Here is a 21,986-nt window from a genome sequence, read left to right on the forward strand (position 1 = left end):
TAAACTTGATTAGAAATCAGTGTATTAATCACGAGTTTAAGTTTATTTTTAAACATGGATTTAACAAATACGAGCAATTAACGTACAACGCAAACGATACCATCCTCTTGAACTTAGCATTGCCAGAAAAAATAAACCATAAGTTAAAATAGGGTATTGTGCCTCTCAATCATAATAGAGAGATATGAGTATGCAGAACTAATGATTGCAATTATGCGTATCAGCGCTCATTTTTAGCGAGGAATTCCTGTAAAAAAGGAATTAGTGCAAAGAATAGACTGAAAAAATAGATTTTTTTAGTTCTATTTCTTCAGTCAGATATAAATAAAAGTAATGTGAAATAAGGGAGGAATTAGATTTTTTCAACTGAAGTGAAATTTTTATCACTTAACCATTCAGGTAAATCAGAAAGACCCATCGCTTGTTCAAGTAACTTAGGTTTTACGCCCGGTAAACTATCCGCTAACGAAAGGCCGATATCTCGAACCCATTTTTTGACAGGGTTCTTTCCGGCAAAAAGTTCACGAAATCCCTGCATACTGGCTAACATTACGGCGGCCGCATGTTTGCGACGACGTTCGAATCGTCTCAAATAAAGATATTCACCAAAATCTTTACCTTCTGCTTTTAAGCGGCGGATCTCACCAATTAACTCAGCAACATCCATAAAACCAAGGTTAACGCCTTGTCCAGCTAAAGGGTGGATAGTATGTGCTGCATCACCTAATAACGCTAAACGGGGCGCTGCAAATTGGCGCGCATAGCGACCTGTTAATGGTATTGTCATGCGCTCACTGATTAATTCACATTGCCCCAAACGCATATCAAATGTCACACCTAATGTGCGCTCAAATAAGGTTTTATCTGCATTTTTGTGGCGCTCAGCTAGATGGCCTGATAAAGACCAAACAATAGAGCAAGTATGAGGATCAGAAAGAGGTAGAAATGCTAAAATACCGTCACCATGAAAGACTTGGCGAGCAACATTGTCGTGGGGTTGTTCAGTACGAATAGTAGCAACTAATGCATGATGCTCATAATCCCAAAAAGTCAGAGGAATATCTGCATGTTTGCGTAACCATGAATTAGCACCATCAGCTCCGACAACTAATCTTGCCGTCAATATTTCACCATCATTAAGGGTAATAAATGCATCATTTTCCCCCCAAACAACACGTTCAATTTGTGTCGATGAATAGAAGGTTATATCACTGTGGCTTTCACATTTTTGCCAAAGCACTTCTCGAATGAGGTTATTTTCGATAATAGAGCCTAAATGGCTGAATCCTTCTTTTTGTGCCGAAAATTCAATACGACCAAAACTATCTTGATCCCAAACTTCCATACCTTGGTAAGGCGTTGCTCGTAAAGCATTTAAGCTTTCCCAAACACCTAATTTTTTCAGCAACATTTCACTGGCAGTATTAATAGCGGATACCCGTAATGAAAAATCATCTTGCGGGTGAAAATGTTTTGTTACTGGGTGATTTTCTATTATCGCTATACGTAATCCACACCCGTGTAATCCGCTGGCTAATGCAAGCCCAACCATTCCACCACCAGCAATAACAACATCAAATGATTTCATAATAAAATATCCTAAAAAGCGTTTTTTTAGAGCGCGCTGTTCTTTTCTGCTCGTTTTTACAACAAAAAAAATTTATAAAGCAAACTATTTACTATTTTAGGTATTGATTAATATTAACAATGACCTCTTAAAATAAAAATAGACGTTAAAAACAGCCCTATAGATTCGGATGAAAATTGACCATTAAAAATCAACACGCTCTAGTCTGTCCAGCCCAGTGTTTGATGCGCCAATTTATCTCTCATCATTGGGAGCAACTCCATCGTCATTAACCCTAAGTTGCGAGAAACAACCAGTGGCACACAACGATTTGCAAACACTTTCACCAACCCATCAGTAATAGAGATTGTTTTTTCTCTATCTTGTTGGCGAAGTTGTTGATACTTAGAGAGCACTCGGTAACTACCAATATCAGTATTAGTATTAATCGCTTGAGTGAGCGTATTGGCGAGCGCCATAACATCACGTAAACCAAGATTAAAGCCTTGTCCTGCAATAGGATGGAGTGTTTGTGATGCATTACCTACTAAGGCTAAACGGTGACTAATAATTTGATTGGCTTTTTGTAACGCTAAAGGATAGCAATTTCGCTTACCAATATGCTCTATTTTTCCTAAACGCCAGCCAAAGTCACGTTGTAAATGTGCGATGGTTGTTTCATCATCCCACTGTGAAATATCATCCCATTTTTCAATCGGGTGACACCACACTAATGAACTACGCCCTTCGCTCATCGGTAACATGGCTAATGGGCCAAATTCAGTAAAACGCTCAAAGGCTTTTCCCTCTGGGTTTATTTCTGTTTTGACATTAGCAATTACGGCGACTTGGTGATAAGGCTCACGTTGCCATTGAATATGGCATTGGTGGCCTATCGGCGAGTTTGTACCATCTGCTGCAATCAGTAAATCACCTGTTAATTGCGTACCATTATCAAGCGTTACTTCAACGCAGTCTATATTACGCTGAACTTGTTCAACTGTAGCTGGGCAATAAAGCGTGATATTAGATTGCTTTTTTAGCTTGCCAAAAAGTTGTCGCCCTGCGTCATGTAACTCAATAACATAACCCAGTGCCGATATATCATAGTCTTGTGCATGAATATTAACAAAACCACAATGGCCTTTATCTGAGACATGAACGTGATTAATGGGGGTAACAAAAGGTTTTAATATTGACCAAAGCCCAATTTGCGACAACCGCTTTGCTGTTCCATGGGCTAATGCAATCGCTCTTGCATCAAATCCAGGATGCCCATTATCAGGCTCTCTTGCTTCAATTAACGAAATTGAAATATTGCCTTTGTTTAATGCAGAAAGTGCTAGTGCTAATGTTGCACCCGCCATTCCACCACCCACAATAATCACATTCATACTGATTTTAGCCTTAAATTTTTCCTGCCATCAGAGCTTCAATTTCATCCGGATCTTTAACGACAGAAGCCGTTAAGTTCTCATTGCCAGTTTCAGTGATAACAATATCATCTTCAATACGAATACCAATACCGCGATACTCTTGTGGTACATCGGCATCTGGCGCGATATATAACCCAGGCTCGATAGTCAGTACCATGCCTGGTTCTAAAATACGGTCACGATCTGTGCCATAATGTCCCACATCATGAACATCAAGACCTAACCAATGGCTTAGGCTATGCATAAAGAAACGCTGATAGGCTTTTGTTTCAATAAGATGTTCGATTTCACCGTGCATAATGCCGAGTTTAACCAATCCTTCGACCATGATATACACGACATGCTCAGTGACTTCTTTGATGCTTGTACCAGGTTTGTACAATTCCAAAGACACATTGATGGATTTTAAGACAATGTCATAAATTTCACGTTGTTGACGGCTAAACTTACCATTAACAGGAAAAGTACGGGTGATATCACCTGCATAACCTTCATATTCACAGCCTGCATCAATGAGTACTAAATCCCCATCACGCATTTTGGTTTCATTTTCGGTATAGTGAAGAATACAACCATTTTCACCACTACCTACAATACTATTATATGAAGGGAAGCGAGCACCATGAGAAACAAACTCATGTTCTATTTCACCTTGAAGCTGATATTCATACATACCCGGCTGACATTTTTGCATCGCTCGAGTATGTGCTAACGCTGTAATTTTTCCTGCCTTACGCAGTAATTCAAGTTCAAAGTCAGATTTAAATAAACGTTGCTCATGAACGAGAGGACGCCAATCAATAATAGTTTGAGGTGCTTTTAAATTCCGGCGAGAGCCTTTTCTTAAAGTTTCTAATGCATTAAAAACGATTTCATCAGCAAATGCATATTCGCCTTGAGCATGATAAACAACATCTAATCCGTTTAATAATTGGTAAAGTTGCTCACCAACATCTTCATAAGGAAGTGCCTTATCAACACCTAATTTTTCAGGCGCAGCTTCTTGTCCAAGGCGACGACCAAACCAGATTTCAGCCGTTAAATCTCTTACGCGATTAAAGAGCACACTATGGTTATGTGTTTCATCACTCTTAATCAGCACAAGGATGGCCTCAGGCTCGCTGAAACCAGTTAGATAAAGGAAATCACTATGCTGGCGATAAGGATACTCACTATCCGCATTACGTTGCGCTGGTGGTGCTGCAAAAAAGATAGCTGCACTCGCAGGCTTCATTTGAGCTAATAATGCCTGACGACGGGATAAAAATTCTTGCTTATTCATACCCACTCCTGTCTTTCGTTTATCTTTATGTTTATCTAATGAATGATGAAACTAATGTAGTATACGTTGCTCATTCTGTTCACTATTTTCTTTGTCTTTTGGTGCGACAAAAGTGATATAACAAAGTTGAACAGATACTTTTACATATTCGCTGACTTCTTCTAGCGCATCTTCAAGTTCTTCTTGGTTTTCATCTTCTTCATAACCTAGCGCACCAATATTACGCAAATCGGTGATAACTTCAGTCAACTCTTTATGCTCAGATAATTTAGGTTGTGCAACACCCAAACCTAAAAGAAAATGATTAACCCATCCAGCAAGGGCATCGGCTCTTAGAAAAACGGACTCGGATTCGTCAGGAACTAACATCGAGAAGTTAAATACACTGTCATCAAGTTGTTCGTAAGTAATGTGATAAAGTGCTTCGAGTGAGTCTGATAATGTTTTAGGAAAAGCTAAACCTTCATTGGTTAAATCATGCAATAAGGTTTTCCAACTACTATCGCGCACAGCGCCACAAATAAATCCTGTAATCAATCCGTGCATTTCAGCTGCCGTTAAAGGCACAGTATGTTGCTGTAATAAAGCATCTATAGATTGATAATTTGGTAATGTGTTTTGTTTTGACATAAGAATAAACGTCGCATTTAGGGGAATAGTTCAAGATATGCTACCATCAATAGAAGTCGCTGTACCAGTTAAGCCATGTTAATCATTGGAATTTTTGTAGTAATAGCGTTTAATACAGCGTTATAACCGTATACACTACTCAACACGTAGCACAGATTTTATGTCAGGAAGGAATCATGTCCGCACAACCCGTTGAACTTCAAATTTTTGGGCGCTCATTACGTGTCAATTGCCCACCAGAACAAAAAGATGCTTTACTGGCTTCTGCTGCTGAACTTGAACAACGATTACAAGATCTCAAAGAACGCAGTGGTGTTTCCAATACAGAGCACTTAATTTTTATCGTGGCATTAAATATGAGTCATGAGTTGGCAGAAGAAAAGTTAAAAACTAGAGACTATGCCTACAACATGGAAGAGAAGATAAAAATGCTACAACAATCTATTGAACAAGCTTTACACGATCAAGGCAAGCACCATGATCGCACTTTTTCAACTGCGAAGTAGATTTGTTCAGAAAGCATGCGTACGCCACGAAATTCACAGATAATAGGTTGCTTTCTACAATTAAAATAATACAATAGTTCATAGATAAGGTGCTTAACAGCATCCACCAAATTTCTCTGAGATGTTTGCCAGTGGGCCAGTCCCCTGAGCCGATATTCGAAACACATAGAATGTGGTGATCTGTCACTTGTGAGCATACCTGATTCGTTCAGGCAGCCTAATGGTAACAACACTATGTTCACCTTGGACCATGGGTTCAAGGGTTACAGCCTACGGCGGCATCTTGGAGACCTCTACTAAAGTTTTAAATACTAAGTATTTTATAAATACCTAATATTTAAAACTTTTTTTATGCTTCTAATTCCTTAGTTCTTCAACTTCTTCGCTTTCTTACCTCTAAAGTGTGATAAATTGACTAAAATAATAATTCCAACTTAATAATCACTACTGATTGATGGATTGAAGAATGACTCAGACGTCACTGTTTCAACAAAGAGATGAGATACGTAAAGCAATTCGCCAAAAACGGCGTTTACTCACATCACAACAGCAGCAGCAAGCCGCTCATCAATTATGTGAACGCGTTCTTAGTCACCCCAAAGTTCAACATTCACACACTCTTGCCTTATTTCTCTCTTTTGATGGTGAAATTGATACATCGCCTTTGATTTCACAATTATGGGAAATGAAGAAACAGATTTGCTTGCCCGTTTTACACCCTTTTCATCGCTATCATCTTCTTTTTTTACGTTATACACCAACCACTATTTTAGTGAAAAATCGCTTTGCGATTTCAGAACCACCTTTAAATGTAAATGCAGTTATTCCTCCAAATGACATCGATATTATTTTTACACCATTAGTGGCTTTTGATGCTCAAGGCCAACGATTAGGTATGGGAGGCGGTTTTTACGATAGAACGTTAGAAAATTGGCAACAAAAATCATTTTATCCAATAGGGCTTGCTCATACTTGCCAACAAGTTGAACATCTTCCTATTGCAAATTGGGATGTTCCATTACCTGAGATCATCACCCCAGAAAAAATATGGAATTTTTAATATTCTGAACAACTCATTTTAAAACACCGAATAATATCTGTGTTTTTTTATATTTTTTATTTTAGAAAAAATTTTAAATACCTTTTTATATCCAAAATCAATCTAAAGGTATTTTTATTTAAATGGCAAATGAAAAAGATGTTCATCTTATAAAATGCATTAATATTATTATCAACCTAACTAAAAACAAAGAAATAGAAATAAAAAACAACCACACCATAAAATCCTTAGAAAAAGAATATGAATTTAAATTAAAAAAAATAAAACCATCAATTATATTTAAAAAACAACTTAATCATAAAATTATTTTTTATGACAAAAATGAACATTTATTCATATTATTAAAACAAAGTGATAATAACTTTCTTATTTATAATTATCAAAATAATAAAATAGAGCAAGTTAATAAAGATAAAATCATTAAGATAAGTAAAAATCATATTTATTACCTTGATTTTAAGACACAGCATCATTTTGATATCAGATGGTTTTTTCCTGCATTTATACGATATAAAGCTATTTTTTATCGTATTTTATTCTATTCATTAATCTTACAACTATTATCTTTGGCTAGCCCTTTAGTTACACAAATTATTATGGATAAAGTAATTATATATCAAGCATTATCAACACTTGATGTATTAGTGATTGGATTAATTTTTATTGCTATTTCAGAAGGAGTTTTGAAAGGTATTAGAGAATATATGTATCATCATACCGCAAATAAAATTGATATAAACTTAAGTTTAAAAATGGCTAACCATTTATTAAAACTACCCATAAGTTACTTTAAGTCTCGACAAACAGGGATCATTGTAACTCGAGTAAAAGAGTTAGATATTATTAGAGATTTTATTACCAATACGTTATTAATGTTATTTATAGATTTATCTTTTATCTTCATATTTATCTTTGTTATGTCAATTTTATCCATAAAGCTAACATTCTTTTTTATGGCAACCATTCCCCTTTATTTTATTTTAGCTAAATTACTTGCCCCAAAGATAGAATTATCCGTTCAGCAGCTTTATCAAAAAATGGCGACCAATACGGCATTTCTTACCGAAAGTTTAAGTGGCATCGAAACCATTAAAAGCCTTTCTCTGGAGCCTCGATTTACACAACAATGGCATACACAAATTCATCAGCTTACCTATAAAAATTTAACACTTCAGGGTATAGACTCTCTCTCCCGCTTCATTGTGCTATTTATCAATAAAACAACAACAGCATTACTGCTATGGCTAGGTGCTTATGAAGTGATTTCACACTCAATGACAATTGGTCAACTGATTGCCTTTATTATGCTACTAGGATATTGCCTACAACCTTTAGCAATCGCTATTGATATTTGGGGAAAATACATCAGAACAAAAACAGCCATTTATAATTTACAAGATATTCTTAATCTACCTAATGAGCAAAATATCAAAGGATCAAACACCAAACTTCAAGGAGACATTACGTTTGATAACGTAAGTTTCTGTTATCAAAATAATACACCGCTTATTTTACGTAATATTTCATTACAGATAAAAAAACATGAAGTTATTGGCATTGTAGGAACTTCAGGCTCGGGGAAAAGTACCTTGGCACGTCTAATCTCGGGCCTGTATATACCACAATCAGGCTGTATAAAATTTGATAATATTCCACTATCACAACTTCATTTAAAGTATGTACGCCAACAAATTGGTTTCGTACTACAAGAAAATTTTTTATTTCACTTAACGATCTTTGACAATATTAAACTAATGCACCCACAAGCTTCTTTAGAAGAGGTTATTGATGTTGCAAAAATCGCAGGCGCACATGAGTTTATCTTAAAATTACCGTTAGGATATGACACCTTGATCACTGAAGGAGGAACCTCCTTATCAGGAGGGCAACGTCAACGTATTGCTATTGCTAGAGCTTTATTAACGTCACCTAAGATTTTGATTTTTGATGAAGCCACCAGCGCTTTAGATGATGATTCTCAAGCAATTATTCAAAATAATCTTCCACTTATCACAAAAAATAAAACCGTAATTATCATTGCCCATCGTCTGTCAACAATACGAGATTGTCATCGTATTATTGTGTTAAATAAGGGGCAAATTGTGGAGGAAGGGAAACACGAAGCTTTAATTAAAAATAACGGTGATTACAAAAAACTTTGGCAAATTCAGCAAGGATGTTGAGCATGAAATTAAATATAAAACACTTATTATTGACTGTCTTTCGACTTAATAAAAAGCCGTTCCACTATGATTTTTATCCTAATCATATAGCCCTTATAGAAAAACCATTAACCCCTTATAGCCGTTACATTGCTTCTACCATTACACTCAGTATTGTGGCTTTTATTTTATGGGTTTATTTTGGGAAGTTAGATGTGCAATCCCCTGCAACGGGTAAACTTGTAGTTACTGGTCGCTCCCAAATAATTCAAATACATGAACCTAGCCGATTGGCTATTCTTCATGTAAAAGATGGGCAAAAAGTTAATCAAGGTGATGCTTTATTGACACTTGATATATTGGGTGTTGATGAAGAAATTAAAGGAATAAGAAAAAAAAGGGAGGATCTACTATTACTTAAAATTCGCTATCAAGCCTTGAGCCAAGAAGTATCACCTAAAAATCTTTATCATTTTAATAAATTAGATAATAAAACAAAAAAATCAATCTTGTTAGGTTATCAGAAAGAAAAAGATGAATTCGATAGCAACATAAATGTATTAGAAACCGAAATTGAAGTAAATAGTAAAAATCAAACACTAACTTACAATGATCTACTGTCTTTAAAAAAGATACAAAACAATATAAAGCAACGATTTATTATTAAAGAAGATCTTTTTAATAAAAAAATAATTAGCAAAATGGAATATCTTGAAAGTGAAAAAGAGCTATTAGAAATAAATCGTTCAATAATAATAAAAAATTCAGAATTTCATATTATTAAAAACCAAGAAAAACAATTATATGAAAACTTAAACCAATTAGAAAAACAAAAAAAACTAGAATGGCATGATAAGTATAAAAAATATGAAAGCGAGTTATTAATTTATACTCAAAATTTTAATCACCTCCAAAAGCGACAGCAACTCAAAATCGTACGTTCACCCATCACAGGAACAGTACAACAAATTTCTATTTATACACTCGGCAGTGTATTGCAACCTTCACAAAGTGTCATGACGATAGTTCCCGAACACCAAGAGAATTTTGCAGAGGTTAATCTTCTCAATAGAGATATCGGTTTTATTCACATAGGGCAAAAAGCAATGATAAAAATAGATGCCTTTCCTTATACTCGTTACGGCACAATTGAAGGTGAAATTATTAATATCGCTAAAGATTCTGTTCAACATGAACAATTAGGTTTAGTTTACCCTGCTACAATTAGATTAAATAAACAAGCCATTGAAAAGAATAATCAGTACTATCAGCTTACCCCAGGAATGTCTTTAGTCGCCGAGATAATTACGGATAAACGCCGTGTTATTGATTATGTTTTAAGCCCAATAGAAGTTTATCGACATAACGCACTGACTGAAAAATAAGATCGGGTATTTAATCTCATGAAATATATAAATAATATTATAAAAATGAAAAAATACAATTACTCCATTATTGATGGATTAATTTATTTTTCTAAAAAAAATAATGGAAATATAAAAAGTGAGAATATTTTTCACTTTCTTGGAAAGGATAATTCATTTAATAAATGGAATGTTATAGAAGCTGCTCAATTACTTAATTTAAAATGTAAATTCGATATTTTTGATTATGAGGATAAAAAATATCACCTTATTGATACTCTTATTGAAATAAACAATCAATGGTATGTTTTAAAAGAAAAAAAAGAAGAATATTTAATAATATTTGATATTAAAAGAAATATCACCATAGAGTATAAAATAAATAAAAAACAAAAATTAAGTACAGTATTCATAACCAATAAAAAACACATATCATTGCGTAATAAATTTAATATTAATTGGTTTTTTTCTTCTATTTTAAAACAAAAAAAATCACTCTTACTAGTTTTTATTTTATCAAGTTGTAGCCAACTCTTCGCATTAGTGAATCCTTTAATTTTTGAGACATTAATCGATAAGGTATTAACTGGAAGAAATTTATCAAACTTACATTTATTAGGTTATTTATTACTCTTAATTGCAATCACTGAACCTGTTTATCTTTTTCTACGAGACAAATTGTATACATTTATTTCTTGCCAATTTAGTGCTGATTTTTCAGGTAAAATTTATCAACATCTTATTCGCTTACCGAGTTCTTTTTTTAACCAGCAACAATCAGGCCAAATAATTGCCCGTATTCAAGAGCTTTCACATATTCGTCAATTTATTACTGGTTCCGCATTGATGTTAGTGCTCGACCTCATTTTTATTATTGTATTTATTTCTGTGATGTTTACTTATTCTGTACCACTAACTTGGATAACGTTAGGTGCATTAGTTCTTTATTTTACACTTTGGCTGATCCTTGGCCCTATTATTCGTTATTGGGTTGAGCAGGAATATCAAGCTAATGCTGATACTACCAGTTTATTAACCGAAACAATTACTGGTATTGAAACCATAAAAATTACAGCAACAGAAAATCTTTTTATCGATAAATGGCAATATAAAATTGCCGATCAGATTAACAAACGATTTTCAGCAACTAAAAAAAATTTATTAGCTCAACAACTTATATTTATCATTCATAAAATCACAACAGCGATTATTTTGTGGCAAGGTGTTAATTTAATTATTAATACACAAATAACAGTGGGTGAACTTATTGCATTTAATCTCTTTACTGCACATATCACACAGCCTATTTTACGTTTAGCGCAATGCTGGCAAGATTTTCAACAAGCAACGATTTCTCTACGTCGTATTGGTGAGATTTTAAATACACCGACAGAACACCAATATAATGGATTAGTAACAGTGCCCAAAATCATAGGTCGTATTGATTTTTCAAATGTCTATTTTCGTTATACCTACCATACGCCAGATGTTATTGAATCACTCTCGTTCTCTATTCCTGCTGGCCAATTTATTGGTATTACAGGTCGCTCTGGCTCAGGAAAAAGTACCGTTACGCGTTTAATTCAACGTCTCTATACTCCTCAACAAGGACAAATTTATATTGATGGCATGGATTTGGCTATCGCCGATCCTCTCTCATTACGCCAAAGTATTAGCATTGTTCTACAAGAAAGTTTTTTATTTAGTGGTTCTATTGTCGAAAATATTCGTTTATCAAAACCCAATGCAAGTGAAAAAGAATTAATAGAAGCATGCCAACTTGCAGGTGCTCTAGAGTTTATTGAGCAACTTCCTTTGGGATTTAACACTCAAGTCGGAGAGAGAGGGACTAACTTATCAGGAGGCCAACGCCAACGTATTGCACTGGCAAGAGCTTTATTAACAAATCCACGTATTCTTATTTTAGATGAAGCCACATCAGCATTAGATTACATCTCTGAAGCACAAGTTTTGGCAAGTTTACCTCAGATTTGTAAAAATAGAACCGTAATTAGCATTGCACACCGTCTCAATACATTAGTGTATACGGATTATATTTATGTCATAGATAAAGGACGAGTATTGGAAGAAGGAACTCATTCGGATTTGCTTGAAAATAGAGCGCTTTATTACCAATTATGGAAACAGCAAGTTCAATAATAATGTTTAAAGAAACAAAAAAGGCTCGAAATACCGAGCCTTTAATATATTACTGATAATTACATCAATAATTAGTACAGCATACGAGCACGAATAGTACCTGGTAATGCTTTGATTTGTTGCAAGACTAACTCTGCTTGAGCCTTAGTTTGAGTTGTAATATCAATCACAACATAACCTACATTGCCTGAAGTTCGCAGGAATTGAGCTGCCACGTTGATGTTTTGTTCAGTAAACACATTATTGATACTATTCATCATACCAGGGCGGTTTTCATGAATATGCAGTAAACGGTTTACATCATCGCCGTGGCTTGGTAATGAAACTTCAGGGAAGTTAACCGCAGATAGCGTTGAGCCATTATCTGAATATTTAGCTAATTTACCTGCAACTTCATAACCAATATTTTCTTGCGCTTCTTGTGTTGAACCACCGATATGTGGCGTTAATATCACATTATCGAATTTAATAAGTTCAGAGACAAACGGATCGTTAGGATCGTTATTTGCACCAGGCTCTGATGGGAACACGTCAACGGCAGCACCAGATAAATGTTTTGATTCTAACGCTTGTGCTAATGCAGGAATATCAACCACAGTACCGCGAGAGGCATTGATAAGAATTGAACCTGGTTTCATGCGCTGAATTTCTTCATGACCGATCATATTCTTTGTTGATGGTGTTTCTGGTACATGTAAGCTGACAATATCACACATATTCAATAGTTCAGACAGATGACGAATTTGTGTTGCATTACCCAGTGGCAGTTTGTTTTCAATATCATAGAAATAAACATCTAAACCCACGCTTTCAGCCAAAATACCTAACTGTGTACCAATATGACCATAACCAATAATACCCAGTTTTTTACCACGCGCTTCAAAACAGCCTTTAGCTTGCTTATCCCAAACACCACGATGGGCTTTCGCGTTTGCTTCCGGAATACGGCGCAGTAATAACAGTAATTCACCTAGCACCATCTCAGCCACGGAACGAGTGTTTGAGAAAGGCGCATTGAAAACAGGGATACCGCGACGAGAGGCCGCATCTAAATCAACCTGATTGGTCCCAATACAGAAGCATCCTACAGCAACTAATTTTTCAGCGGCTGCAAAAATTTCTTCTGTTAAATGAGTGCGGGAACGAAGACCAACAAAACGTGCATCACGGATAGCTTCTTTTAATTCTTCGTCCGATAACGCACCTTTGTGATATTCAATATTGGTATAACCCGCCGCTCTTAAATTTTCTACTGCACTTTGGTGCACACCTTCAAGGAGTAGAAACTTTATCTTTTCTTTTTCCAAAGATACTTTGACCATTTACCCAGCCCTATCGTTGTTACATTTAATGAAAAACAAAATCCTGTCTCAACAACATAACAAAAATAGAGTTTGTGGCAATACAACCGATTGCAGTGATGACAGAATAAGCAATAAAGAAAGCGATTTTCTACCGAGTAAAATGATTTTGACTTTGAAAAAGGCAGGATTTTAAAGAGAGATATAACTATGGTGTGATATATATCACTGAATTTGCAGTTTCTAAAATAATTTTAAAAAGAGGTCGCCATAGCCACCTCTTTTTAGTCATCTTACTTAATCGTTTTAACGCCTTCAGACGTTCCCATTAAAACAACATTTGCACCACGATTAGCAAATAATCCTACTGTAACTACACCAGGAATACTGTTAATTTTATTTTCCAGTTCAATAGGGTTAAGAATTGTTAAGTTATGAACGTCTAAAATAACGTTTCCATTATCTGTTACCACGTTCTCACGATATTCAGGCAAGCCACCCAATTTAACTAATTCACGAGCTACATAAGAGCGCGCCATCGGAATAACTTCAACAGGCAGTGGGAATTTACCTAATACATCGACTTGTTTAGATTCATCAACAATACAGATAAATGTTTTTGCCACACCTGCAATAATTTTTTCTCGCGTTAATGCAGCACCGCCACCTTTGATCATTTGCATCTGGTGGTTGATTTCATCAGCACCATCAACATAGATATCTAAAGAATCGACCTCATTGCAGTCAAAAACAGGAATGCCGTAACTTTTTAGTTTTGCTGTTGATGCTTCTGAACTTGAAACCGTACCTTCAATTTGACCTTTCATTGTCGCTAATGCGTCAATAAAATGAGAAGCTGTGGAACCTGTTCCAACTCCCACGATAGTACCGGGTTTTACATATTCAAGCGCCGCCCAACCTACTGCTTTTTTCAATTCATCCTGAGTCATTTAAAAAAACCTTATTTATCACGTTAATGGACTAAGAATAGCATATTGCATTCAAAACTAGCACGAGACACATCAAAAACTGAGAAGCAACATTTTAACTCATTACAACAAAAAATATGGCATAGTAAGCAACAGAATATAAAATCAAAGAGAGTCTGTTAATGAAACGCCCTGATTATCGAGCATTACAAGCCCTTGATGCCGTCATTCGCGAACGTGGTTTTGAAAGAGCAGCACAAAAGTTATGTATTACACAATCTGCCGTTTCACAGCGTATTAAACAATTAGAAAACTTATTCGGCCAACCACTATTAGTGCGTACTGTTCCCCCTCAACCCACAGAGCAAGGGCAAAAACTATTGGCATTATTGCATCAAGTAGAATTACTTGAAGAACAATGGTTAGGTGATGAAAATAGTGGCTCCACACCGCTTTTACTCTCTTTGGCGGTAAATGCTGATAGTTTGGCAACGTGGTTATTACCTGCTTTGCATCCAGTTTTAACACAACTGCCTATTCGGCTTAATATACAAGTTGAAGATGAAACGCGAACACAAGAACGCTTAAGACGAGGCGAAGTAGTTGGTGCAATCAGTATTCAGCCACAAGCATTACCAAGTTGCCTTGTTGATCAATTAGGCGCTCTTGATTATCTATTTGTAGCCTCTCCTGATTTTGCTCAGCGTTATTTTGCAAATGGCGTCACTAAGTCGTCGTTATTAAAAGCCCCTGCAGTTGCATTTGACCATCTTGATGATATGCATCAGGCATTTTTACAGCAAAACTTTGGTTTATCTCCAGGCAGCGTGCCTTGCCATATTGTTAATTCTTCTGAAGCATTTGTGCAATTAGCAAAACAAGGTTCAACATGTTGCATGATCCCTCATCTACAAATTGCTAATGAGTTAAAGAGTGGAGAGTTGGTTGATTTAACTCCGGGACTTTGCCAGCGACGTATGCTTTATTGGCACCGTTTTGCACCAGAAAGTAGAACGATGAGAAAAGTGACAGATGCACTGATTGATTTTGGCCGTAAGGTTTTAAAACAAAGTGAAGAGTAACACGACTATTATCATCTTTTAACACAAAAAATAGGCTTCTCTGAGAAGCCTATTTTATTTTTACCGTAACATGATTATTTAGTGCGTTTTAGTTCAAAAACAACATCCACATAATCTTTAAATTCGATACTTTGTTGTTCATAAGTTTCTTGCACTGCCGCTGGAGCTTGGGCTTTTAATGCCATTGCATCCATACGTACTTGTGCGATTGGATAAGGTGTCGCCTCTGGCGCACGATAGCTTACGCTATAGACTGCACCTAAATCTGCACCAAAACCTTTTGCAACAGAAGTTGCTTGATCAATAGCATTTTTAATGGCCACTTCTCGTGCTTTTACTTTGTATTGTTCTGGATTATTTACGCCAAACTCAACGTTATTAATTTCATTTAAACCCGCAGCTAATGCGCCATCAAGTAACGTATTAAGCTGTTCTAATTTCTTAATTTTGACATTCACAGTACGTGTTGCTGTATAACCATTAATCACCGAACGCTCTGCTTTTTTATCATACTCATAGTTTGGTTGAGTACGGATATTGGCGGCGTCGATATCTTCCTTCACAACACCATTTTCTTTTAAGAAGGCAAAATATTTTGCAACACGCTCATCGACTAGTTTCTTAGCCTGAGCTGCATCTTTTGCTCTTTCATTAACCTGAATATTTAATGTCGCCATATCAGGAGCCGCTTTAATTGTCGCATTACCCGATGTTGTAATATGTGGTCCTTCTGGCTCCGAAGCGGCTAGTGCAATGGAAGGTAATCCCAGCGTAAACACGGATGCTAATACAATCGCTCTTAATTTCACAAAAAACCCCCTGACAAGATTAATTTTAATGCCCTGTTTTTAGGACTAAGAAGAACATTAGCATATATGATGTAAAGTTCTTTAAGATTAAAAGAGAGTTTTCCATCCTTGCGCAGCTAATTGAACAGCAATAAACCACATCACACATCCTACAAACAAATTAATCATACGTTGAGAGCGTGTTTTGCTTAATATGGGAGAAAACCAAGCCGCAAGTAGTGATAATGCAAAAAACCAACTTATAGAGGCAAATACCGCACCAATTGTAAACCAAGGTCGAAGATCTGAGGTTAATTGTCCTCCAATACTACCTATCACAACAAAAGTATCTAAATAAACATGAGGATTAAGCCAAGTTACGGCAATTAATGTCACAATCACACGCCAACGACTTTTTACCTGATTTTCACTTTGTGATAATTCAATATCTTTTGAAAAAGCGGTTTTAAATGCATTCCAACCATACCAAAGTAAAAATGCCACTCCTCCCCATGTGATCAAGAATAAAAGCGTTTCTGATTGGCTAAGTAATGCACTACCACCAAAAACACCTGCTGTTATCAATACAACATCACTTAAAGCGCATAAAAATGCACTCATTAAATGAAATTGTTTTTTACTCCCTTGCTGTAAAACAAAAGCATTCTGTGCACCTATCGGTAAAATCATAGCTGCACTTAATAAAAAACCCTGAATAAAAGTTGTAAACATGCAAAATACCTTAATAATTATTCGTTAGGAATTAGCTAAATAATAGAGGGATTTTGATATTAGAGGAAATGAATCATTCTTATTGTTAATAAGAAAAACTAATGATCATAAAATATGGAAAAAATAAAAATCTCACTAAGATTAATAAGATGAAATAACCATATTCATTAATAACATAAAAATAAAATTAGACCAGATAACAATATGAGGCATTACCACAATTAATGCGGTAATAAATAAGATAATACATGTTCGTTTTTTAACTGCTTTATGTGAATACCACAATAATAATAGAGCCAAAGAGAAAACAAGATAGCCCTCAACATAATAAAAAACAAAAAAGAAACTCCTTAAGATTATCTCCATCTTTAATACCCAATCCCTTTCTAATCTGTGTTATCTCATTTTCTTCCTTTCTCATCATACAAAAAAGCCACGTTATTAACGTGGCTCTGTATCATCTATTCTTGTGAGACTATTCTGCTTTCGCTGTCGCACTTTGTGTTTGATGCATATAAACATCCATTTGTGGGAATGGAATTCCAATATTGTTTGCATCTAATGCACGTTTAAAATCTTCCATTAGATCCCAATAAACAGGCCATGCATCACCATTGGTTGTCCAAACACGGACTACAAAGTTTAATGAAGATGGTGCCATTTCATGTAAACGGATAGTCACGCCTTTATCATGTTGAATACGTTTGTCTTTCGCAACAACATCACCCAATACTTGTTTTACTTTATCGATATCAGCATCATAAGCCACACCAACAATAATTTGTGTACGGCGATTTGGCTCACGACTTAAGTTGATCACTTCACTACTGATAATTTTGCTATTTGGAATAACAATAATTCTATCATCCGCTGAACACAGTGTGGTTGAGAAAATTTGTACATCTTTCACCGTACCTTCAACTGCACCAATCATCACATATTCATCAGTACGAATTGGGCGGAAAATAACAATTAATACACCTGCTGCAAAGTTAGACAGAGAACCTTGTAATGCTAAGCCTACTGCTAAACCTGCAGCACCTAATACTGCGATAACAGAGGCTGTTTGTACGCCTAATCGTCCTAATACAGCAATTAAGGTAAAAGCAACAACAGTATAACGAACTAAAACAGATAAAAATGTCACAACAGTAGCATCAATATGGCGCAATGTAAGAACTCTTGCCACACCTTTACCGATCATTTTTGCGACAAAAAGACCAATAAATAGGATCAAAAATGCGGCAACAATATTCACAGCATATTGAATAAAGAGATCTTGATTCGCAACAAACCAACCTGTTGCTTCATCTAAACTCGCGGGTAATTCATTCATTAGACCACCTTTAAGACTTAAAAATGTAATAAGAAGAATAGCTGTTCAATAGTATATTGTGGCATATTTATTTCATAAATAAATAGGAATTGTTAATTTCTTCTATTTTCCAGAATAAATAACCGATATTTCTGTAGCATGGTAGCAAAATCGTCTAAACCACAAAAAGCAATGCTTTCGTTATCGTAATAGCTCATGCCCTCTTCCATTTCATCTGTTTCAAAATGGAGTGTATTCGCTCTGACCATCACTTCTTCATCATCAATCGAAAGGCTATATTCTTTACCGATGAGTTCCCATTGTCTTTCGCTACCTTTAATGCCTTCCATTTCTTCAAGAATTTGGTCTATAAGATTAATATCGCCCTGAATTTCATCATTCAACCAATAACCTATTGCTTCATGATCCATCGAAAATCGGGCTAGTATACCGCCAGTAAGATCTCGCTGAAATTCATAATCCATGGTGTACGCCCCTTATTAAGCTTTCGCTTTTTAATAAAAATACCTTATTCTTATTATGACAAAAATAACAAAAAACGGGAGGCATTAGCCTCCCGTTTGTTCATATTAAATACGTTTAAAGCAATAAATTAATCGTTATACCGTTGTTTGGAAAATAACTTGGTCTGCTTTATCTGTATATTGGGTAAGTTGATCAAAGTTCAGATAGCGATAAGTATCTTCTGCAGTTTCATCGACTTTATTCATAAAATCGAGATACTCTTGTGGTTCAGGTAAACGACCTAATAATGAAGCAACTGCCGCAAGTTCTGCTGAAGCAAGATACACATTTGCACCTGTACCTAAACGGTTGGGGAAGTTTCGTGTCGAGGTTGAAACAACAGTTGCACCATCAGCAACACGCGCTTGGTTCCCCATACATAGTGAACAACCAGGTACTTCGATACGTGCTCCACTCTTACCAAAGACGCTATAATAGCCCTCTTCCGTTAATTGTGCAGCATCCATTTTTGTTGGTGGAGCAACCCATAAACGTGTTGGTAATTGACCTTTATGTTGATCAAGCAGTTTACCCGCTGCACGGAAGTGCCCAATGTTAGTCATGCAAGAACCAATGAATACTTCATCAATTTTGCTGTTTGCTACTTCAGATAACAGGCGAGCATCATCTGGATCGTTAGGGGCACATAGAATTGGCTCTTTGATCTCATTTAAATCAATTTCGATCACTGCGGCATATTCGGCATCAGCATCCGCTTCAAGTAATTGCGGATCTCTCAGCCAATTTTCCATTGAAGTAATACGACGCTCAATAGTACGACGATCGCCATAACCTTCAGATATCATCCATTTCAATAAGATGATGTTAGATTGCAGGTACTCAATGATAGGCGCTTTATCCAGTTTAATGGTACAACCTGCCGCTGAACGTTCTGCTGATGCATCAGCAAGCTCAAATGCTTGTTCTACTTTTAGTTCTGGTAAACCTTCAATCTCAAGAATACGACCAGAGAAAATGTTCTTCTTACCTTTTTTCTCAACTGTCAGTAAACCATCTTGGATCGCGTAATAAGGAATAGCATGAACTAAATCACGCAGTGTCACACCCGGTTGCATTTCGCCTTTAAAACGTACCAGAACAGATTCTGGCATATCTAATGGCATAACCCCAGTTGCAGCAGCAAAAGCCACTAGGCCAGAACCTGCTGGGAATGAGATACCAATAGGAAAACGAGTATGCGAGTCACCACCTGTACCAACAGTATCAGGTAATAACATACGGTTTAACCATGAGTGGATAATACCATCGCCCGGACGCAGTGAAACACCACCACGGTTCATGATAAAGTCAGGCAAAGTATGATGTGTTGTAACGTCTACCGGTTTTGGATAAGCTGCAGTATGGCAGAATGATTGCATCACTAAATCAGCAGAGAAACCAAGGCAAGCTAAGTCTTTTAACTCATCACGTGTCATGGGACCCGTTGTATCTTGTGAACCGACAGAGGTCATTTTTGGCTCACAATATTCGCCAGGGCGAATACCTGTACGGCCACAAGCACGGCCTACCATTTTCTGAGCTAGTGAGAAACCGCGGTTACTTTCTTTAACAGGTTTAGCATGACGGAATAGTGTGCTAACTGGTAAGCCTAGTGATTCACGTGCTTTTGACGTTAACCCACGACCAATGATCAATGGAATACGACCACCAGCACGAACTTCATCAATTAATACTTCTGTTTTCAGCTCAAAGGTTTCTAGTAACTCATTCGTTTCATGGTTACGAATTTCACCTTTATATGGGTAAATATCAATAACATCACCCATATTTAATTTAGAAACATCAACTTCGATAGGCAATGCCCCTGCATCTTCCATAGTGTTAAAGAAGATAGGTGCAATTTTACCACCGAGAACAACGCCACCACCGCGTTTATTAGGAACGAATGGGATATCATCTCCCATAAACCAAAGTACGGAGTTTGTCGCTGATTTACGAGAAGACCCCGTCCCTACAACGTCACCAACATAAGCTAGTGGAAAGCCTTTTTTATTTAATGCTTCAATTTGTTTAATAGGACCCACACTACCCGGCTGATCAGGTTCAATCCCTTCGCGCGCATTTTTTAACATGGCTAAAGCATGTAATGGAATATCTGGGCGAGACCAAGCATCTGGTGCTGGAGATAAGTCATCGGTATTAGTTTCACCAGTGACTTTAAATACGGTAACAGTTATTTTTTCTGCTAATTCTGGACGTTCAGTAAACCACGTTGCATCAGCCCAAGATTGCATAATTTGTTTAGCATACTCATTGCCTGCTTTGGCTTTTTCTTCAACATCATAGAAGTTATCAAACATCAATAAGGTATGTGAAAGCGCTTTAGCTGCAATTGGGGCTAATTTATTGTTATCCAGAGATTCAATTAAAGCATGAATATTATAGCCACCTTGCATGGTACCTAATAATTCAACGGCTTTTTCTGGCGAGATAAGGGGTGATGTGGTTTCGCCTTTCGCGAGGGCAGTTAAAAAACCCGCCTTAACATAGGCAGCTTCATCAACTCCGGGTGGAACACGGTTAACAATTAAATCAAGAAGAAATTCTTCTTCACCTTTAGGGGGATTTTTTAATAGCTCAACAAGTGCGGCTGTTTGTGTGGCATCGAGAGGTTTTGGAACGACACCTTCAGCTGCACGCTCTGCTACGTGCTTACGGTATTCTTCTAGCACGACTGTCTCCTCGCTTCTTTGTCATTTTGTATAACCCGGCTGTCTGCACCTTGTTAATAAGGTGCCAGGTCAGAGGATCTTTTGCTCGCATAAAATATAAGAGGTTGTGAAATTATGCCCAGCTAAGGGCTATCAGCATAGCAAATCTTCAACACGATGTTAATTCGTTCACATAAAAGTAACATTAATCAGATTCAAATATCCACTTATTCAGATTAAAACACTTAAACAAAATATATAACAGAGACTTTTAACCAAGATTTTGGTTAATAACCACACTTTTTATAGTTTTTTTTACACCCGAATTAGCACTAAAGTGAAATTTACGGTCAAATAAACATCATTCACACTAAATAACCCGCATCACACGAAAGAAGACAATCAGCTTTTCAATAAAAAATATAAAAAAAGAGCCAAGTTCCATAAAGAACTTAGCCCTTATCATTTAAACTAC

The 21,986-nt window shown here is 36.2% G+C and carries 17 protein-coding genes and 1 other RNA gene; 7 read left to right on the forward strand and 11 right to left on the reverse strand.

Annotation, left to right across the window (positions count from 1 at the left end):
* Positions 1–352: 352 nt before the first annotated feature.
* The 4 genes from ubiI to ABN080_RS09980 all read right to left on the reverse strand — a co-directional run bounded on the left by ubiI (position 353) and on the right by ABN080_RS09980 (position 4,915).
* Positions 353–1,588, reverse strand: a complete 1,236-nt coding sequence (gene ubiI / locus ABN080_RS09965; RefSeq protein ID WP_349440933.1) for an FAD-dependent 2-octaprenylphenol hydroxylase — start codon at positions 1,586–1,588, stop codon at positions 353–355.
* A 200-nt stretch (positions 1,589–1,788) separates the two neighbouring features.
* Complete coding sequence (gene ubiH, locus ABN080_RS09970) at positions 1,789–2,961, reverse strand: 2-octaprenyl-6-methoxyphenyl hydroxylase (protein WP_349440934.1); 1,173 nt, start codon at positions 2,959–2,961, stop codon at positions 1,789–1,791.
* A 13-nt stretch (positions 2,962–2,974) separates the two neighbouring features.
* Positions 2,975–4,285, reverse strand: coding sequence for a Xaa-Pro aminopeptidase (pepP, locus tag ABN080_RS09975; RefSeq protein ID WP_109407432.1), 1,311 nt, complete (start codon positions 4,283–4,285; stop codon positions 2,975–2,977).
* Positions 4,286–4,336: 51 nt separating this feature from the next.
* Positions 4,337–4,915, reverse strand: coding sequence for a YecA/YgfB family protein (locus ABN080_RS09980; protein WP_072069235.1), 579 nt, complete (start codon positions 4,913–4,915; stop codon positions 4,337–4,339).
* Between the two features lie 176 nt (positions 4,916–5,091).
* Here ABN080_RS09980 and zapA point away from each other — a divergent pair, with 176 nt between their 5' ends.
* From zapA to ABN080_RS10010, 6 genes are all read left to right on the forward strand, one after another.
* Entirely contained in the window at positions 5,092–5,421 is a 330-nt protein-coding gene (gene zapA, locus ABN080_RS09985; protein WP_036934918.1) for a cell division protein ZapA, read from the forward strand.
* Positions 5,422–5,531: 110 nt separating this feature from the next.
* Positions 5,532–5,715: non-coding RNA, 6S RNA (ssrS, locus tag ABN080_RS09990), on the forward strand.
* A gap of 172 nt (positions 5,716–5,887) precedes the next feature.
* A complete protein-coding gene (locus ABN080_RS09995; protein ID WP_349440935.1) occupies positions 5,888–6,481 on the forward strand; it encodes a 5-formyltetrahydrofolate cyclo-ligase in 594 nt (197 codons plus the stop codon).
* Between the two features lie 122 nt (positions 6,482–6,603).
* Complete coding sequence (locus ABN080_RS10000; protein WP_349440936.1) at positions 6,604–8,664, forward strand: peptidase domain-containing ABC transporter; 2,061 nt, start codon at positions 6,604–6,606, stop codon at positions 8,662–8,664.
* A gap of 2 nt (positions 8,665–8,666) precedes the next feature.
* The gene (locus ABN080_RS10005; RefSeq protein WP_349440937.1) at positions 8,667–10,028 is read left to right on the forward strand and encodes an HlyD family type I secretion periplasmic adaptor subunit; all 1,362 of its coding nucleotides are present in this window, start codon (positions 8,667–8,669) and stop codon (positions 10,026–10,028) included.
* Positions 10,029–10,073: 45 nt separating this feature from the next.
* Positions 10,074–12,167, forward strand: a complete 2,094-nt coding sequence (locus tag ABN080_RS10010; protein WP_349440938.1) for a type I secretion system permease/ATPase — start codon at positions 10,074–10,076, stop codon at positions 12,165–12,167.
* 71 nt (positions 12,168–12,238) lie between these two features.
* Here ABN080_RS10010 and serA read toward each other — a convergent pair whose 3' ends face one another.
* Entirely contained in the window at positions 12,239–13,489 is a 1,251-nt protein-coding gene (serA, locus tag ABN080_RS10015; RefSeq protein ID WP_072069238.1) for a phosphoglycerate dehydrogenase, read from the reverse strand.
* A 272-nt stretch (positions 13,490–13,761) separates the two neighbouring features.
* Complete coding sequence (gene rpiA / locus ABN080_RS10020; protein WP_072069239.1) at positions 13,762–14,418, reverse strand: ribose-5-phosphate isomerase RpiA; 657 nt, start codon at positions 14,416–14,418, stop codon at positions 13,762–13,764.
* A 161-nt stretch (positions 14,419–14,579) separates the two neighbouring features.
* On the opposite strand from rpiA, the gene ABN080_RS10025 reads away from it, so the two are divergent.
* Positions 14,580–15,479: a LysR family transcriptional regulator ArgP gene (locus ABN080_RS10025; protein ID WP_072069240.1), complete on the forward strand. Its 900-nt coding sequence runs from the start codon at positions 14,580–14,582 to the stop codon at positions 15,477–15,479.
* Between the two features lie 74 nt (positions 15,480–15,553).
* Here the strand turns inward: ABN080_RS10025 and ABN080_RS10030 are convergent, their stop codons facing one another.
* The 5 genes from ABN080_RS10030 to acnB all read right to left on the reverse strand — a co-directional run bounded on the left by ABN080_RS10030 (position 15,554) and on the right by acnB (position 21,532).
* Positions 15,554–16,288, reverse strand: a complete 735-nt coding sequence (locus tag ABN080_RS10030) for an oxidative stress defense protein (RefSeq protein WP_072069241.1) — start codon at positions 16,286–16,288, stop codon at positions 15,554–15,556.
* A gap of 87 nt (positions 16,289–16,375) precedes the next feature.
* On the reverse strand, positions 16,376–16,999 hold the full coding sequence (gene argO / locus ABN080_RS10035; RefSeq protein WP_196554025.1) for an arginine exporter ArgO: 624 nt from the start codon (positions 16,997–16,999) through the stop codon (positions 16,376–16,378).
* A gap of 475 nt (positions 17,000–17,474) precedes the next feature.
* Entirely contained in the window at positions 17,475–18,335 is an 861-nt protein-coding gene (mscS, locus tag ABN080_RS10040; RefSeq protein WP_072069244.1) for a small-conductance mechanosensitive channel MscS, read from the reverse strand.
* Between the two features lie 92 nt (positions 18,336–18,427).
* Positions 18,428–18,799 carry a YacL family protein gene (locus tag ABN080_RS10045; protein WP_196554023.1) on the reverse strand — a complete coding sequence of 124 codons (372 nt, stop codon included), beginning with the start codon at positions 18,797–18,799 and terminating at the stop codon, positions 18,428–18,430.
* 135 nt (positions 18,800–18,934) lie between these two features.
* Complete coding sequence (acnB, locus tag ABN080_RS10050; protein WP_349440939.1) at positions 18,935–21,532, reverse strand: bifunctional aconitate hydratase 2/2-methylisocitrate dehydratase; 2,598 nt, start codon at positions 21,530–21,532, stop codon at positions 18,935–18,937.
* Positions 21,533–21,986: the final 454 nt, after the last annotated feature.

This window comes from Proteus sp. fly-1089, from assembly GCF_040138965.1.
In the GTDB taxonomy this organism is placed as follows: domain Bacteria; phylum Pseudomonadota; class Gammaproteobacteria; order Enterobacterales; family Enterobacteriaceae; genus Proteus; species Proteus vulgaris_B.

Coding starts and splice junctions, on each gene's coding strand:
- ubiI (WP_349440933.1), bottom strand. CDS start 1,588: ATGAAATCATTTGATGTTGTTATTGCTGGTGGTGGAATGGTTGGGCTT.
- ubiH (WP_349440934.1), bottom strand. CDS start 2,961: ATGAATGTGATTATTGTGGGTGGTGGAATGGCGGGTGCAACATTAGCA.
- pepP (WP_109407432.1), bottom strand. CDS start 4,285: ATGAATAAGCAAGAATTTTTATCCCGTCGTCAGGCATTATTAGCTCAA.
- ABN080_RS09980 (WP_072069235.1), bottom strand. CDS start 4,915: ATGTCAAAACAAAACACATTACCAAATTATCAATCTATAGATGCTTTA.
- zapA (WP_036934918.1), top strand. CDS start 5,092: ATGTCCGCACAACCCGTTGAACTTCAAATTTTTGGGCGCTCATTACGT.
- ABN080_RS09995 (WP_349440935.1), top strand. CDS start 5,888: ATGACTCAGACGTCACTGTTTCAACAAAGAGATGAGATACGTAAAGCA.
- ABN080_RS10000 (WP_349440936.1), top strand. CDS start 6,604: ATGGCAAATGAAAAAGATGTTCATCTTATAAAATGCATTAATATTATT.
- ABN080_RS10005 (WP_349440937.1), top strand. CDS start 8,667: ATGAAATTAAATATAAAACACTTATTATTGACTGTCTTTCGACTTAAT.
- ABN080_RS10010 (WP_349440938.1), top strand. CDS start 10,074: ATGAAAAAATACAATTACTCCATTATTGATGGATTAATTTATTTTTCT.
- serA (WP_072069238.1), bottom strand. CDS start 13,489: ATGGTCAAAGTATCTTTGGAAAAAGAAAAGATAAAGTTTCTACTCCTT.
- rpiA (WP_072069239.1), bottom strand. CDS start 14,418: ATGACTCAGGATGAATTGAAAAAAGCAGTAGGTTGGGCGGCGCTTGAA.
- ABN080_RS10025 (WP_072069240.1), top strand. CDS start 14,580: ATGAAACGCCCTGATTATCGAGCATTACAAGCCCTTGATGCCGTCATT.
- argO (WP_196554025.1), bottom strand. CDS start 16,999: ATGTTTACAACTTTTATTCAGGGTTTTTTATTAAGTGCAGCTATGATT.
- mscS (WP_072069244.1), bottom strand. CDS start 18,335: ATGAATGAATTACCCGCGAGTTTAGATGAAGCAACAGGTTGGTTTGTT.
- ABN080_RS10045 (WP_196554023.1), bottom strand. CDS start 18,799: ATGGATTATGAATTTCAGCGAGATCTTACTGGCGGTATACTAGCCCGA.